Source organism: Pseudomonas sp. 05N434 (assembly GCF_056396965.1).
The window spans coordinates 1-13,464 of sequence record NZ_JBFTMK010000015.1 but is presented as its reverse complement, the minus strand read 5'-3'; the positions used below and the strand labels follow the sequence as shown (position 1 = coordinate 13,464).

The window sequence follows — 13,464 nt, the reverse complement described above, 5'->3', positions numbered from 1 at the left end:
CTTACCGTCACTAGACTGCTGGCCTTATGAATCTGCGCGTGCCTTCCATTCAACATGACGATTGCGATGAGCTGGCGGCCCTGTGCAAGGCCGGCGGCGATCCTCTGCGGCTGAATGTATTGCGCGCGCTGGCCAACGATTCGTTCGGCGTACTGGAACTGGCGCAGATCTTCGGCATCGGTCAGTCCGGCATGAGTCATCACCTCAAGGTATTGGCCCAGGCCGAACTGGTGGCGACCCGCCGTGAAGGCAATGCGATTTTCTACCGTCGTGCCCTGCCCCACACCGATCTGCTGGGCGGCAAGCTGCATGCCGCGCTGCTCGAAGAAGTGGATAACCTGACCCTGCCGACTGACGTCCAGGCGCGGATCGGTCAGGTCCACGGGCAACGTGAGGCGGCCAGCCAGGACTTTTTCTCGCGGGTCGCGGAGAAGTTTCGCGCCCAGCAAGACTTGATCGCCGGCCTGCCGCAATACCGCGAAAGCGTGGTGGCCCTGCTCGACAAGCTGAGTTTCGGCCCCGGCGCCACGGCCATCGAAGTAGGCCCCGGCGATGGTGCCTTTCTGCCGGAGCTGGCGCGTCGCTTCACTCAGGTCACGGCGCTGGACAACAGCCCGGCGATGCTCGAACTGGCCCGCCAGGTCTGCGAACGTGAAACGCTGGCTAACGTCAGCCTGCAATTGGCCGATGCATTGAACGGTGTAAACCTTCAGGCCGACTGCGTTGTATTGAACATGGTGCTGCACCATTTTGCCGCGCCGGCCGAAGCGCTCAAGCACATGGCCGGTTTGCTGCAACCAGGCGGTAGCCTGTTAGTGACAGAGTTATGTAGCCACAACCAGAGTTGGGCCAGGGAGGCCTGCGGTGATCTCTGGTTGGGGTTTGAACAGGACGATCTGGCCCGTTGGGCCACCGCTGCGGGACTCGTTCCCGGGGAAAGCCTCTATGTAGGCTTACGTAATGGTTTCCAGATACAGGTCCGCCATTTTCAGCGACCGGCTGGCGACACTCACCATCGGTAAATTCAGGAAAAAATCGAGATGAGCGAATACTCCCTCTTCACCTCCGAGTCCGTGTCTGAAGGGCATCCGGACAAAATCGCCGACCAGATTTCCGATGCGGTGCTGGACGCCATCATTGCTRAAGACAAGTTCGCCCGCGTGGCGTGCGAGACTCTGGTGAAAACCGGCGTGGCAATCATCGCAGGTGAAGTCACCACGTCGGCCTGGGTCGATCTGGAAGACATCGTCCGTAACGTGATTCTCGACATCGGCTACAACAGCTCCAATGTCGGCTTCGACGGCGCGACCTGCGGCGTGATGAACATCATCGGCAAGCAGTCCCCCGACATCAACCAGGGTGTTGACCGTGCCAAGCCTGAAGACCAGGGCGCCGGCGACCAGGGCCTGATGTTCGGCTATGCCAGCAACGAAACCGACGTGCTGATGCCAGCACCGATCACCTTCTCGCACCAACTGGTTCAGCGCCAGGCCGAAGCCCGCAAGTCCGGCCTGCTGCCTTGGTTGCGTCCAGACGCCAAGTCGCAAGTGACCTGCCGCTACGAAAACGGCAAGGTTGTCGGTATCGACGCCGTTGTACTGTCGACCCAGCACAACCCGGAAGTGTCCTACAAAGACCTGCGCGAAGGCGTGATGGAACTGATCGTCAAGCACGTGCTGCCTGCCGAACTGCTGTCCAAGGACACCCAGTTCCACATCAACCCGACTGGCCAGTTCATCATCGGCGGCCCGGTGGGCGACTGCGGCCTGACCGGTCGCAAGATCATCGTTGACAGCTACGGCGGCATGGCCCGTCACGGCGGCGGCGCGTTCTCCGGTAAAGATCCATCGAAGGTTGACCGTTCGGCGGCCTACGCCGGTCGTTATGTGGCCAAGAACATCGTGGCTGCCGGCCTGGCCGAKCGTTGYGAGATYCAGGTTTCCTACGCMATCGGCGTCGCTCAACCGACTTCGATTTCGTTGAACACCTTCGGCACCGGCAAGATCAGCGACGACAAGATCGTCAAACTGGTCCGCGAAGTGTTCGACCTGCGTCCATACGCGATCACCACCATGCTCGACCTGCTGCACCCGATGTACCAGGACACCGCTGCGTACGGCCACTTCGGTCGCACCCCGGAAACCAAAACCGTGGGCGACGATACGTTCACCACGTTCACCTGGGAAAAAACCGACCGCGCCGACGCCCTGCGTTCTGCTRCCGGCCTGTAAGACTTTCCCGGCTGTACAAAAAGCCCCGCACGGTTCGCCGTGCGGGGCTTTTTCATGAAGAAGATCCCACCTCGAAACACGCAGAATTACACCTCTGCACTCCACACTCGAAACCTGACTAGCCTTGAAAGCATCCCAACGAGCAAGGACGCTCTCGATGCTGCCCAACCTGCGCCTGTTTTTCGGTTTCCTGCTGACCCTCACCTGCCTGACCGCCAATGCCGCCGACTRCCCCGATTGGCCGCCGGCCCGCGCTCTGGACGAAATCAACGCACTGCAAAAGCGAATCGACCTCTGGGACGACAGCTATCATCGCGAAGGACGCTCTTTGGTCGCCGATGAACTCTATGATCAATCCCGCATACGACTAAGCGAATGGCGCGAGTGTTTTGACTCCGGCCCTTCAGCCGAACCGTTGCGCACTGCCGGTGGCACGATTGCTCACCCCATCGCCCACACCGGCCTGGAAAAACTGCGCGATGGGCGCGCCGTCGAAGCCTGGCTGAAAAATCGGGATGAGGTCTGGATTCAACCCAAGGTCGACGGTGTGGCTGTGACGTTGATCTATCGCAACGGCTGGCTGCACCAGGCGATCAGTCGTGGTGACGGGATAACCGGCCACGACTGGACTGCCTCAGCGCGCCAGATCGCCGCCATCCCTCAAAAACTTCCACAACCGCTCGACCTGCTGTTGCAAGGCGAACTCTATTGGCGCCTGACCGAACACGTGCAAGCCGAGGCCGGCAGCCTCAATGCCCGCGCCACGGTGGCCGGGTTAATGGCACGCAAGACGCTGAACCCCGAGCAAGCCGCCGGTATCGGCGTGTTCGTCTGGGACTGGCCACAAGGCCCGAAAAGCCTGCCCGCCCGCGTGGCGGCTCTGGATGAGCTGGGATTCCCGAGCACCGCGCCCTACAGCCAGCCGATCGAGGCCTTCGCCGATGCCGAACGCTGGCGCGATTACTGGTATCGCTCGCCCCTGCCCTTTGCCAGCGACGGCGTCGTTTTACGACAGAACCAGCGCCCACCCGCCGAGCGCTGGCAGGCGAAAACGCCTTTCTGGAGTGTCGCCTGGAAGTACCCCTTCGCCCAGGCGTTGGCCGAGGTGCGCAAGGTCCACTTCAAGATTGGACGGACCGGCCGGATCACACTGGTGCTGGATCTGGCACCGGTGATGCTCGATGACCGGCAGATCAAGCGTGTCAGCGTCAGCTCCCTGCAGCGCTGGGAAGCGCTGGACATTCGTCCCGGCGATCAGGTCGCCATCAGCCTGGCCGGGCTGACCATCCCCAGGCTCGACGGTGTGGTATTGCGCAGCACCGAACGTCCTGAATTGAACGCACCGCTGGCAGCAGATTTTCATCCGTTGAGTTGCTGGCAGCCGACACCCGGATGCGAAAGCCAGTTTCTCGCACGGCTGGCCTGGCTCAGCGGCAAACAGGGGCTGGCCTTGCCGCATGTCGGGCCGGGCACCTGGGAGAAACTGCTCAAGGCCGAACGTCTCGACAACCTGCTCGATTGGTTGACCCTCGATGAGCAAGAGCTTGCTAACATTGACGGCTTCGGCGAACGCAGCAGTGCTCGTCTTTTGAACAGTTTCAACAGCGCCCGGCAACGACCGCTCGCTCGCTGGCTCAAAGCCCTGGGCTTGCCGCCGACCGGCCAGGCACWTCTCGCCGATTCATGGCAGGTGCTGGCGCAACGAAACACCGAACAATGGCAGGCCGAAACCGGCATCGGCCCGGGACGCGCGGCGCAACTGAGCGCATTTTTCCGCGACCCGCAGGTCCTGGCCTTGAGCGAGACATTACGTGTTGCCGGGATTGACGGTTTTTAGCAGCCGGCGACGCCCGTCAGCCTGGGAACCCATAGGTACCGATGCGCTCAAACAGCCCATCGCTACATCGATTTTTTCACCTGGAGCCTTTATGAAACTTCTTTCACCGCTCGCCTTGTTGACCCTGTGCAGCGTGATGGCCGCTCCATTAATGGCCGACGAAGACGCCCCGGGCCTGACCGGCTGCGCCGCAAAAAAACAAGGCATCATCAACCAGATTGAACTGGCCAAGTCTCACGGCAACGCCGATCAACAGGCTGGCCTGGAAACCGCCCTGAGCGAGGTCACCGCCCATTGCACCGACGCTTCCTTGAAGAAGGAACGGGAAAACAAGGTGCTCGACGCCAAGCACGAAGTCAGCCGGCGTCAGGCCGACCTCGACAAGGCGATGAAAAAAGGCGACGCCGAGAAGATCAACAAGCGCAAAGACAAACTGGCTCAATCGCGCAAGGATTTACAGGACGCGCTCGACGAGCTGGATAAGTAATCCGGTTTGAACACGCCGCCTCAATGATCCCGAAATTCTTTATGGCAGGCACTACAGGCGTCTTCGACTTTCTGTACTGCCGGCCCCAGATTGCTGGCCTTGTAGGGTTGAACCTGGCTGGCGATCACCAGTTCACCGGTGGCGCCTTCAAGGGTGCGAGCCATTTCCTGGAAGCGTGCCTGCTTCTGCCAGACATCGTCCTTGGCGCTGGTGTGATCTTCTTCGCGCACCTGCGGGAAATGTTTCCACGGCTCATGGGACAACGCATCGAGCTTCACGGCACCGTCGGCGAATTTCGGGCCATCGAACGGAATACGCCCACGCAACATGCCACCCAGGTCTTCGCCGGTCTTGAGCATTTGCTTGAAGATCGCCTTGCGCTGGCCCAGAGGCGAGTTCGGGTCGACACCGCCGCAGGCGGACAAGGTCAGGCAGGCCAGCAATACAACAGAGAGTCTTTTAAGAGTCATGGTGGCTTCAGATCACTGGAAACGGCAGCCAGTATCCTCGCGTCACCGGCAAAGACCAATAGCCCTATTATCAATACGGGTTGTTTGAGCGCATGGAGCACTCAGGCAACCGGCAAAGGAATTACTCCATGAACAGCCGTTTCAAGGCGTGGCGTCACAACCTGGCCTGGACCCTTCCGATGGTGGCCATACTTGCTGGCTGCACCGGTGGCGACAGTAGCAAACCGAAAACCCACGCACTGGCGACCTACTCCAGCGCTACCTGGGAAGCCCTTCCAGCGGTGTCCGACAATGACCTCGTCGCCGGTTTTGGCTCGTGGCGCAGCGCCTGCACCCGACTCAAGGCCGACCCGGTCTGGGGTGGCACCTGCGCCGCTTCCGCCAATGTTCAGCCAACCGCCAGCGAAATCCGCGGCTTCCTCAAGCAAAACCTCAATGTTTACGGCTTGCGCGCCGCCAATGACAACCCCAACGGCCTGATCACCGGTTACTACGAACCGGTGTATCCCGGCAGCCTGACCCAGACCGAGCAAGCGAACATCCCGGTGTACGGCGTGCCCGAGGACATGATCATCGTCTCGCTGGACAGCATTTACCCGGAACTCAAAGGCAAACGCCTGCGCGGACGACTCGAAGGTCGCGTGCTCAAGCCTTATGACGATGCGGCAACCATTGAAACCAATGGCGTGAAGGCGCCAGTGATTGCCTGGCTGACCGACCCGATGAACCTGCAGTTCCTGCAAATCCAGGGTTCGGGGCGCATCCAGCTCGATGATGGCCGTCAATTGCGCATTGGTTATGCCGACCAGAACGGCCACCCCTATCGACCTATCGGCCGCTGGCTGGTGGATCAGGGCGAGCTGAAGAAAGAAGAGGTAACCATGAGCGCCATCGATAACTGGGCCAAGGCCAATCCGACGCGCATTCCCGAACTGCTCGGCAGCAACCCCAGCTACGTGTTCTTCAATCGCAACCCGGACAGCAACGAAGGGCCGCGCGGTTCGCTGAATGTGCCATTGACCGCAGGTTATAGCGCGGCAGTGGATCGCAAGGTGATTCCGCTCGGTAGCCTGTTGTGGTTATCGACGACGCGACCGGACGGCAGCGCACTGGTGCGTCCGGTGGCCGCTCAAGATACCGGCGGCGCGATTGCCGGCGAGGTCCGCGCAGACCTGTTCTGGGGCACGGGCGAGGCCGCCGGGCAATTGGCCGGCGACATGAAACAGCAGGGGCAGATCTGGATGCTCTGGCCTAAAGGGGCGGCGTTGCCTCAGGTGCCGCAGGTGGCTGACAAACTTTAGAAGCAAAAGATCGCAGGCTGCGCCAGCTTCAACATCGAGAGCGTTCGTCGCAATATCGCGAATGAACATCGATCCCTGCTGGGAATGGCGCAGCCTGCGATCCTTTGATCTTGCCGTTAAACAGACACCACAAAGAAACTGACAATCAGCCCCATGCCAATGGCCCACACCAGCGACCGCAGAATCGCCCAGTCCGCCAGATAGCAAATGATGTACAGCAGCCGACTGGTGATGAACAGCACCGATAGCACATTGATCGTCACCAGTTCGGCATTGCCGGCCAGATGCGCCACGATCACCGCCGCGGCAAACGCCGGGGTCACTTCGAAGCTGTTCAACTGCGCCGAATGCGCACGCCTGGCCACGCCTTCGAGCGAATCCAGAAACGCCCTTGGGTCGTGATTCTGTTTCAGCCCGAACTTGCCATTGCTGAACTTGGCGACGCCTGTGCACAGATAAGGCAAGCAGATCGCAATCAAAATGCACCACAGAGCAACCGTCATAACGCAGTCCCTTCTTCAAGTTGTAGAGAATCGAATTCCATCAGCGGCGACTAAAACTTCATCACCAACATGCCGATCAATACCAGTCCACAGGCTAAGAGCCGTGGCCTGCCAAAAGGTTCTTTGAGGTAGCGCATGCCGAACAGCACCACCAGAATCACGCTGATCTCGCGCAGCGCCGCAGCCTCGGCAATCGATCCGAGCTGCATGGCCCACAGCACCAGAGCGTAGCTGAACAATACGCAGAACCCGACCGCCAACCCCAACCGCCACTGCTCACGCCAGAACAGCATGAACGCCGGGCGTTTGCGCACCAGCGCCAGCAATGGGAACGGCCAGGCACTGAGCACTGTGACCCAAACCAGGTAGTCCAGCGGATGGGACCAGCGCCGCAAGGCCTGGCCATCGATGAAGGTGTAGCAACCGATGCACAACCCGATCAGCGCCACCACCGGCAGCATCGACCACGGCAGGCGCACCCCGCCACCGCCCTGCCAGAGCAGGCACACCATGCCGAACGGGATGAGCAAAATCCCGAAGATCTGCTGAGCCGTCAGCACTTCACCGGCGAAGATCAGCGTCAGCGCCAGCACCACCAACGGTGACAGGCCACGCATCAACGGATAGACCAGGCCGAGATCGCCGACCCGATAGGCCTGGATCAACAGGTAGCGATAGAGCAACTCGAATGCCGCCGACGCAAGAATCCACGGCCACATATCCAGTGGCGGCAGCGCCACGAAGGGTAGCATCAGCGCGACAAACAGCAACGCCACGCTGTCCATGCAGGCCACCACCAACAGCCGCTCCGCGCTGAACTTGATCAGGGTATTCCACGCCGCGTGCAACAGCGCCGCCACCAACACCAGAATTGTCGCAAGCACGGCACACTCCTTGTATTGCCCCTACATCGCGGGACAGAGATTTGATTCGCCATATGTCCGCAGCTGTTTATACTGCAAGCGACCACGCCGCACTCAGTTGCGCACAAACTAATTCCAATAACTCCTGCCTCTGCCCGCTCTCATCGAGAACGGTCGTCGGCCTGCGTATGCCTGATCAAAGCGTCAAGACTACCGACAGAGACCTTGCGCATGCCACTCGCCTTGCTTGCACTGGCCGTTGCCGCTTTCGGCATCGGCACCACTGAGTTCGTCATCATGGGCTTGCTGCCCGATGTCGCCCGCGACCTCGCCGTGAGCATTCCTCATGCTGGCCTGCTCATCACCGGTTATGCCCTGGGCGTGGTGTTCGGTGCGCCGATTCTCGCGGTCGGCACCGCCAACATGCCGCGCAAAGCCACACTGCTGGGCATGACGCTGATGTTCATTCTCGGCAACATCCTCTGCGCCCTGGCGCCGAACTACGCCACCTTGATGGCCGCACGAGTGATCACCGCGCTGTGCCATGGCGCGTTTTTCGGCATCGGCTCAGTGGTCGCTGCCAGTCTGGTGGCACCGAACAAACGAGCCCAGGCAATTGCCATGATGTTCACCGGCCTGACCTTGGCCAACGTGCTGGGCGTGCCATTAGGCACTGCGCTGGGGCAATACGCCGGCTGGCGCTCGACCTTCTGGGCAGTGTCGGTGATTGGCGTGATTGCGGCCATTGCGCAGTGGGTCTGGCTGCCCAAGGAAATCCCCATGGACAAAGCCAACCTGGCCAGCGAATTCAAAGTGCTGGGCAAGGTCAATGTGCTGCTGGCGCTGGGCATGAGCGTGCTGGCGTCCACCAGCCTGTTCAGCGTGTTCACTTACATTGCGCCGATCCTGCAGGACATCACCGGCGTCAGTCCGCATGGCGTAACCATCATGTTGCTGTTGTTCGGGGTCGGCTTGACCGGGGGCAGCATGCTCGGCGGCCGATTGGCGGACAGTCGTTTGCTGCCTTCGCTGGTGGGGATGACATTGGCCGTGGCCATCGTGCTGGCCGCCTTCAGCCAAACCAGCCATTCAGTGATACCGGCGGCGATCACGCTGGTGTTGTGGGGCATCTTCGCCTTCGCGCTGTGCCCGATCCTGCAATTGCTGATTATCGATCAGGCCCATGAGGCGCCAAACCTCGGGTCGACGTTGAATCAAAGCGCATTCAATCTCGGCAACGCCGCCGGGGCTTGGATTGGCGGACTGGTGGTGGCCAGTGGCGCGGACCTGGCGGACTTGCCGTGGACCGGCGCACTGGTCAGCGTATTCACGCTGCTGACGGCGCTGTTCTTCATCTACCTGCAACGTCGCAGTGCTGCCGCAATCAACGTCTCTGGCTGACATTGATCATTTTTTGATCTTCTGCGGTTCGGATTCCTGAGCCCGCTCCGCAGAGGTCTTCGGCGGCCCGCTTTCACTGCGAATCTGCGCGTGACTGATCAGCGCGAAGATAAAACTGCCGCCAATAATGTTCCCCACCAGCGTGGGACCTGCGAACACCCACCAGAAATCCTTCCACGGCAACTCGCCGGCAAACACCAGGTAAGAAACCTCGACCGATCCGACCACGATGTGGGTGAAATCGCCCAGCGCCATGAAATAGGTGATGAGGATGATGATCCACATCTTGGCGCTTTCCATGGACGGGATCATCCAGACCATGGTGGCGATCATCCAGCCGGAGATGATGCCTTTGGCGAGCATCTTGCCGGCATCGTTCTCCATGACCTTGCGCCCGATCTCAAGGAAGGCCAGATCGGTCTTGCTGTCGAATATCGGCAGGTGCAGCATCACATATGCCACCAGCAAGGTGCCGCAGAGGTTGCCCACCAGCACCACCGTCCACAGCCGCAGCAACCGACCGACATTACCCAACGTTGGCTTGCTCATGATCGGCAGCACGGCGGTCAGGGTGTTTTCGGTGAAGAGTTGCTGACGGGCGAGAATCACCGCTAGAAAACCGGCGCAATAACCGAAGCTGGCGATCACCTTGTAGCCTTCGCCGTCCGGCAGGCGCGAGTTGAGCAGTCCCATGCCCATCAGCGACAGGCCCATGGTCAGGCCGGCAGCCAGCGCCGACCACCACAGCGCCGCAACGCTACGTTCGAGTTCCTGATCGCCTTGGGTGCGAATGATTTCGTGCAACACCGCCGCACGCGGGGGCTGGTTTTTATCGACCTCGCGCTGTTCCTGTGCCGAGAGGTCCGGGGTCTTGCCGTCGTTGGGCGTGTCCATAAGGCTGCTCCTGAACCGGTGGCGTGTCGTTTACGTACGACACGCGGGGTTCGGAGCTGTTCACTACCGGGGGAACGCAGCAAACCCTGTGGCGAGGGAGCTTGCTCCCGCTCGGCTGCGAAGCAGTCGTAAACTGACGTGAAGCCTGCCTGAAAGAACCCAATGATAGATTTCAGGGCCGCTTCGCGCTGGAGCGCCAGCCCGGCCCAACGGGAGCAAGCTCCCTCGCCACAGAGCGGCAACTACTCGCCAATGTCATCATCCTTGAACTGGTCTTTGACGTACCTGATCTCGGTCCGGCCGTGCGGCATGGGCAGGCCGTCTTCGCCCAGGTTCACGAACACCATCTTCTCTACCGTCAAAATGCTCTTGCGAGTGATCTTGTTGCGCACTTCGCAGGTCAGAGTGATCGAGGTGCGACCGAACTCGGTGGCGGTGATGCCCAACTCGATGATGTCGCCCTGACGCGAGGCGCTGACGAAGTTGATTTCGGAAATGTACTTGGTGACCACGCGCTGATTACCCAACTGGACGATGGCGTAGATCGCCGCTTCTTCGTCGATCCAGCGCAGCAGGCTGCCGCCGAACAGCGTGCCGTTGGGGTTGAGGTCTTCGGGTTTTACCCATTTGCGGGTGTGGAAATTCATACTCACTCCTGACCGTCTTGCCGATTGATGCCGGCCATCATGGCAGAGCCCGGACTAGAGCTCTATCAAGCATCGACTATGGTCTCGATTACCGTTCGGACATTGACCAACAGAAACGCTTTGGAAGATCAGCATAGCCCGCTATAATCGCCCCCGTTTCAAAACGGTCATGTTTGATTGATACCGTTTTCCCGCCACCTGTCCGAGGGGCGCTGCAGCAGGTTCAACCTGTCAGGCTCGGATGGGGCGTTGACTGGCCACGGCCAGACACTAAACGCACAACGGCGCCCATTCGCATACATTACGAATGGAGGCTCTTCATGAGCGCTGTTATCACGCCTGCAGATTTTAACGATTACAAAGTTGCCGACATGTCCCTGGCTGCCTGGGGCCGTCGCGAAACCATCATCGCCGAATCCGAAATGCCGGCCCTGATGGGTCTGCGCCGCAAGTACTCCGTCGAGCAACCGCTCAAGGGCGCGAAGATTCTCGGCTGCATCCACATGACTATTCAGACTGCCGTGCTGATCGAAACCCTGGTTGCCCTGGGTGCCGAAGTACGCTGGTCGTCCTGCAACATTTTCTCGACTCAGGATCAGGCCGCCGCTTCGATCGCCGCTGCCGGCATCCCGGTGTTCGCCTGGAAAGGCGAGACTGAAGAAGAGTACGAGTGGTGCCTGGAGCAAACCATCCTCAAGGATGGCCAKCCTTGGGATGCCAACATGATCCTCGACGACGGCGGCGACCTGACCGAGCTGCTGCACAAGAAGTACCCACAAGTACTGGACCGCGTTCACGGCGTCACCGAAGAAACCACAACCGGCGTTCACCGTCTGCTGGACATGCTGGCCAAGGGCGAGCTGAAAATCCCGGCCATCAACGTCAACGACTCGGTGACCAAGAGCAAGAACGACAACAAGTACGGYTGCCGTCACAGCCTGAACGACGCGATCAAGCGCGGCACCGACCACCTGCTGTCCGGCAAGCAAGCGCTGGTCATCGGTTACGGCGACGTGGGCAAGGGCTCGGCCCAGTCCCTGCGTCAGGAAGGCATGATCGTTAAAGTCTCCGAAGTCGACCCGATCTGCGCCATGCAAGCCTGCATGGACGGTTTCGAACTGGTTTCGCCGTTCATCGACGGTATCAACAACGGTACCGAAGCGAGCATCGACAAAGCGCTGCTGGGCAAGATCGACCTGATCGTGACCACCACCGGCAACGTCAATGTTTGCGACGCAAACATGCTCAAAGCCCTGAAGAAACGCGCAGTGGTCTGCAACATCGGTCACTTCGACAACGAAATCGACACCGCTTTCATGCGCAAGAACTGGGCATGGGAAGAAGTGAAGCCGCAGGTTCACAAGGTTCACCGCACCGGTCCAGGCGCTTTCGACGCTCAGAACGACGACTACCTGATCCTGCTGGCCGAAGGCCGTCTGGTTAACCTGGGTAACGCCACTGGTCACCCAAGCCGCATCATGGACGGTTCGTTCGCCAACCAGGTTCTGGCGCAGATCTTCCTGTTCGGCCAGAAGTACGCCGACCTGTCGCCAGCCCAGAAAGCCGAGCGCCTGACCGTTGAAGTACTGCCGAAGAAACTCGACGAAGAAGTGGCCCTGGAAATGGTCCGCGGTTTCGGCGGCGTGGTCACTCAACTGACCAAGCAACAGGCTGACTACATCGGCGTTACCGTCGAAGGCCCGTTCAAGCCGCACGCTTACCGCTACTGATCGGTCCAGCAGTCCGCTCCCCATGGGAGCGGACTTATGCAGGAACCACGCTTCCTGTAGGAGCGAAGCTTGCTCGCGAACGCTTCACCGCGGTGCTGCTGAAAGACCGCGGCGCCTGCTTCGCGAGCAAGCTTCGCTCCTACAGGAAGCACGGCGCCTACAAGGCTTACGTGTTTCCAAGGATATGACCATGTCCCAAGAACGTCGCTACAGCTTCGAATTCTTCCCGACGAAGACCGATGCTGGGCATGAAAAACTGATCGCCACTGCCCGTCAGCTGGCGACCTACAATCCCGACTTCTTCTCCTGCACCTACGGCGCTGGCGGTTCGACTCGTGATCGCACCCTCAACACCGTGTTGCAGCTGGAAAGTGAAGTCAAAGTCCCTGCCGCTCCGCATCTGTCTTGCGTGGGTGACAGCAAGAACGATCTGCGCGGCCTGCTGACCCAGTACAAGGCAGCCGGCATCCAGCGAATCGTCGCGCTTCGCGGTGACCTGCCCTCGGGCATGGGCATGGCCAGCGGCGAGTTGCGTCACGCCAATGACCTGGTTGAATTCATTCGTGAAGAGACTGGCGATCATTTCCACATCGAAATCGCCGCTTACCCGGAAATGCATCCGCAAGCGCGCAATTTCGAAGACGATCTCAACAACTTCGTGCGCAAGGCCAACGCCGGTGCCAACAGTGCGATCACCCAGTACTTCTTCAACGCCGACAGTTATTTCTACTTCGTCGAGCGTGTACAGGCGAAGGGTGTGAACATCCCGATCGTGCCGGGGATCATGCCGATCACCAACTACAGCAAGCTGGCGCGCTTCTCCGACGCTTGCGGCGCGGAAATCCCGCGCTGGATCCGCAAGCAACTGGAAGCCTACGGCGACGACACCCAGAGCATTCAAAGCTTTGGTGAGCAAGTCGTCACCGAGATGTGCGAACGCCTGCTGCAAGGTGGCGCACCGGGGCTGCACTTCTACACACTGAACCAGGCTGAACCGAGCCTGGCGGTGTGGAATAACCTGAAGTTGCCGCGCTAATAGCCGTTAACGCAAATCAAGAGATCGCAGTCTTTGGCAGCGCCTCCAGGGGAATATGTACCTC

Annotated in this window: 13 protein-coding genes and 1 riboswitch; of the genes, 8 read left to right on the top strand and 5 right to left on the bottom strand. The window is 60.0% G+C overall.

All coding sequences use genetic code 11. The features are described 5' to 3' along the window. Positions 1-26 precede the first annotated feature (26 nt). From AC1DLB_RS01995 to AC1DLB_RS01980, 4 genes are all read left to right on the top strand, one after another. Complete coding sequence (locus AC1DLB_RS01995; RefSeq protein WP_064620901.1) at positions 27-1,022, top strand: ArsR/SmtB family transcription factor; 996 nt, start codon at positions 27-29, stop codon at positions 1,020-1,022. 18 nt (positions 1,023-1,040) lie between these two features. After that, positions 1,041-2,231, top strand: a complete 1,191-nt coding sequence (metK, locus tag AC1DLB_RS01990) for a methionine adenosyltransferase (RefSeq protein ID WP_477784537.1) — start codon at positions 1,041-1,043, stop codon at positions 2,229-2,231. 157 nt (positions 2,232-2,388) lie between these two features. Beyond that, on the top strand, positions 2,389-4,068 hold the full coding sequence (gene ligB / locus AC1DLB_RS01985) for an NAD-dependent DNA ligase LigB (RefSeq protein WP_477784536.1): 1,680 nt from the start codon (positions 2,389-2,391) through the stop codon (positions 4,066-4,068). A gap of 91 nt (positions 4,069-4,159) precedes the next feature. Further along, a complete protein-coding gene (locus AC1DLB_RS01980; RefSeq protein WP_018928748.1) occupies positions 4,160-4,555 on the top strand; it encodes a DUF1090 domain-containing protein in 396 nt (131 codons plus the stop codon). Between the two features lie 20 nt (positions 4,556-4,575). On the opposite strand, the gene AC1DLB_RS01975 is transcribed toward AC1DLB_RS01980, so the two are convergent. Then, positions 4,576-5,025 (bottom strand): c-type cytochrome, encoded by a 450-nt coding sequence (locus AC1DLB_RS01975; protein WP_026286618.1) that lies wholly within the window; start codon positions 5,023-5,025, stop codon positions 4,576-4,578. A gap of 128 nt (positions 5,026-5,153) precedes the next feature. Here AC1DLB_RS01975 and mltA point away from each other — a divergent pair, with 128 nt between their 5' ends. Further along, the gene (gene mltA, locus AC1DLB_RS01970; protein ID WP_477743632.1) at positions 5,154-6,326 is read left to right on the top strand and encodes a murein transglycosylase A; all 1,173 of its coding nucleotides are present in this window, start codon (positions 5,154-5,156) and stop codon (positions 6,324-6,326) included. A 116-nt stretch (positions 6,327-6,442) separates the two neighbouring features. Here mltA and AC1DLB_RS01965 read toward each other — a convergent pair whose 3' ends face one another. Next, a complete protein-coding gene (locus AC1DLB_RS01965) occupies positions 6,443-6,829 on the bottom strand; it encodes an MAPEG family protein (RefSeq protein WP_018928745.1) in 387 nt (128 codons plus the stop codon). 50 nt (positions 6,830-6,879) lie between these two features. Further along, a complete protein-coding gene (locus AC1DLB_RS01960) occupies positions 6,880-7,713 on the bottom strand; it encodes an EamA family transporter (protein WP_018928744.1) in 834 nt (277 codons plus the stop codon). Positions 7,714-7,923: 210 nt separating this feature from the next. On the opposite strand from AC1DLB_RS01960, the gene AC1DLB_RS01955 reads away from it, so the two are divergent. Then, a complete protein-coding gene (locus tag AC1DLB_RS01955; protein ID WP_018928743.1) occupies positions 7,924-9,093 on the top strand; it encodes an MFS transporter in 1,170 nt (389 codons plus the stop codon). 6 nt (positions 9,094-9,099) lie between these two features. Here AC1DLB_RS01955 and AC1DLB_RS01950 read toward each other — a convergent pair whose 3' ends face one another. Together AC1DLB_RS01950 and AC1DLB_RS01945 are read right to left on the bottom strand one after the other, a co-directional pair. Then, positions 9,100-9,987, bottom strand: a complete 888-nt coding sequence (locus AC1DLB_RS01950) for a formate/nitrite transporter family protein (protein WP_018928742.1) — start codon at positions 9,985-9,987, stop codon at positions 9,100-9,102. Positions 9,988-10,229: 242 nt separating this feature from the next. Beyond that, positions 10,230-10,634: an acyl-CoA thioesterase gene (locus tag AC1DLB_RS01945; RefSeq protein WP_064620913.1), complete on the bottom strand. Its 405-nt coding sequence runs from the start codon at positions 10,632-10,634 to the stop codon at positions 10,230-10,232. Between the two features lie 198 nt (positions 10,635-10,832). Then, positions 10,833-10,931, top strand: a riboswitch (S-adenosyl-L-homocysteine riboswitch). 23 nt (positions 10,932-10,954) lie between these two features. On the opposite strand from AC1DLB_RS01945, the gene ahcY reads away from it, so the two are divergent. Beyond that, positions 10,955-12,364 carry an adenosylhomocysteinase gene (gene ahcY, locus AC1DLB_RS01940; RefSeq protein WP_477784535.1) on the top strand — a complete coding sequence of 470 codons (1,410 nt, stop codon included), beginning with the start codon at positions 10,955-10,957 and terminating at the stop codon, positions 12,362-12,364. 190 nt (positions 12,365-12,554) lie between these two features. Continuing rightward, positions 12,555-13,400 carry a methylenetetrahydrofolate reductase [NAD(P)H] gene (gene metF, locus AC1DLB_RS01935; protein ID WP_086944417.1) on the top strand — a complete coding sequence of 282 codons (846 nt, stop codon included), beginning with the start codon at positions 12,555-12,557 and terminating at the stop codon, positions 13,398-13,400. Positions 13,401-13,464 lie beyond the last annotated feature (64 nt).

What these genes read in the sequence shown, in the direction of transcription:
- AC1DLB_RS01945 (WP_064620913.1), bottom strand. Translation starts at nt 10,634, where the DNA reads ATGAATTTCCACACCCGCAAATGGGTAAAACCCGAAGACCTCAACCCC.
- metF (WP_086944417.1), top strand. Translation starts at nt 12,555, where the DNA reads ATGTCCCAAGAACGTCGCTACAGCTTCGAATTCTTCCCGACGAAGACC.
- AC1DLB_RS01965 (WP_018928745.1), bottom strand. Translation starts at nt 6,829, where the DNA reads ATGACGGTTGCTCTGTGGTGCATTTTGATTGCGATCTGCTTGCCTTAT.
- AC1DLB_RS01980 (WP_018928748.1), top strand. Translation starts at nt 4,160, where the DNA reads ATGAAACTTCTTTCACCGCTCGCCTTGTTGACCCTGTGCAGCGTGATG.
- AC1DLB_RS01995 (WP_064620901.1), top strand. Translation starts at nt 27, where the DNA reads ATGAATCTGCGCGTGCCTTCCATTCAACATGACGATTGCGATGAGCTG.
- AC1DLB_RS01975 (WP_026286618.1), bottom strand. Translation starts at nt 5,025, where the DNA reads ATGACTCTTAAAAGACTCTCTGTTGTATTGCTGGCCTGCCTGACCTTG.
- AC1DLB_RS01955 (WP_018928743.1), top strand. Translation starts at nt 7,924, where the DNA reads ATGCCACTCGCCTTGCTTGCACTGGCCGTTGCCGCTTTCGGCATCGGC.
- mltA (WP_477743632.1), top strand. Translation starts at nt 5,154, where the DNA reads ATGAACAGCCGTTTCAAGGCGTGGCGTCACAACCTGGCCTGGACCCTT.
- AC1DLB_RS01950 (WP_018928742.1), bottom strand. Translation starts at nt 9,987, where the DNA reads ATGGACACGCCCAACGACGGCAAGACCCCGGACCTCTCGGCACAGGAA.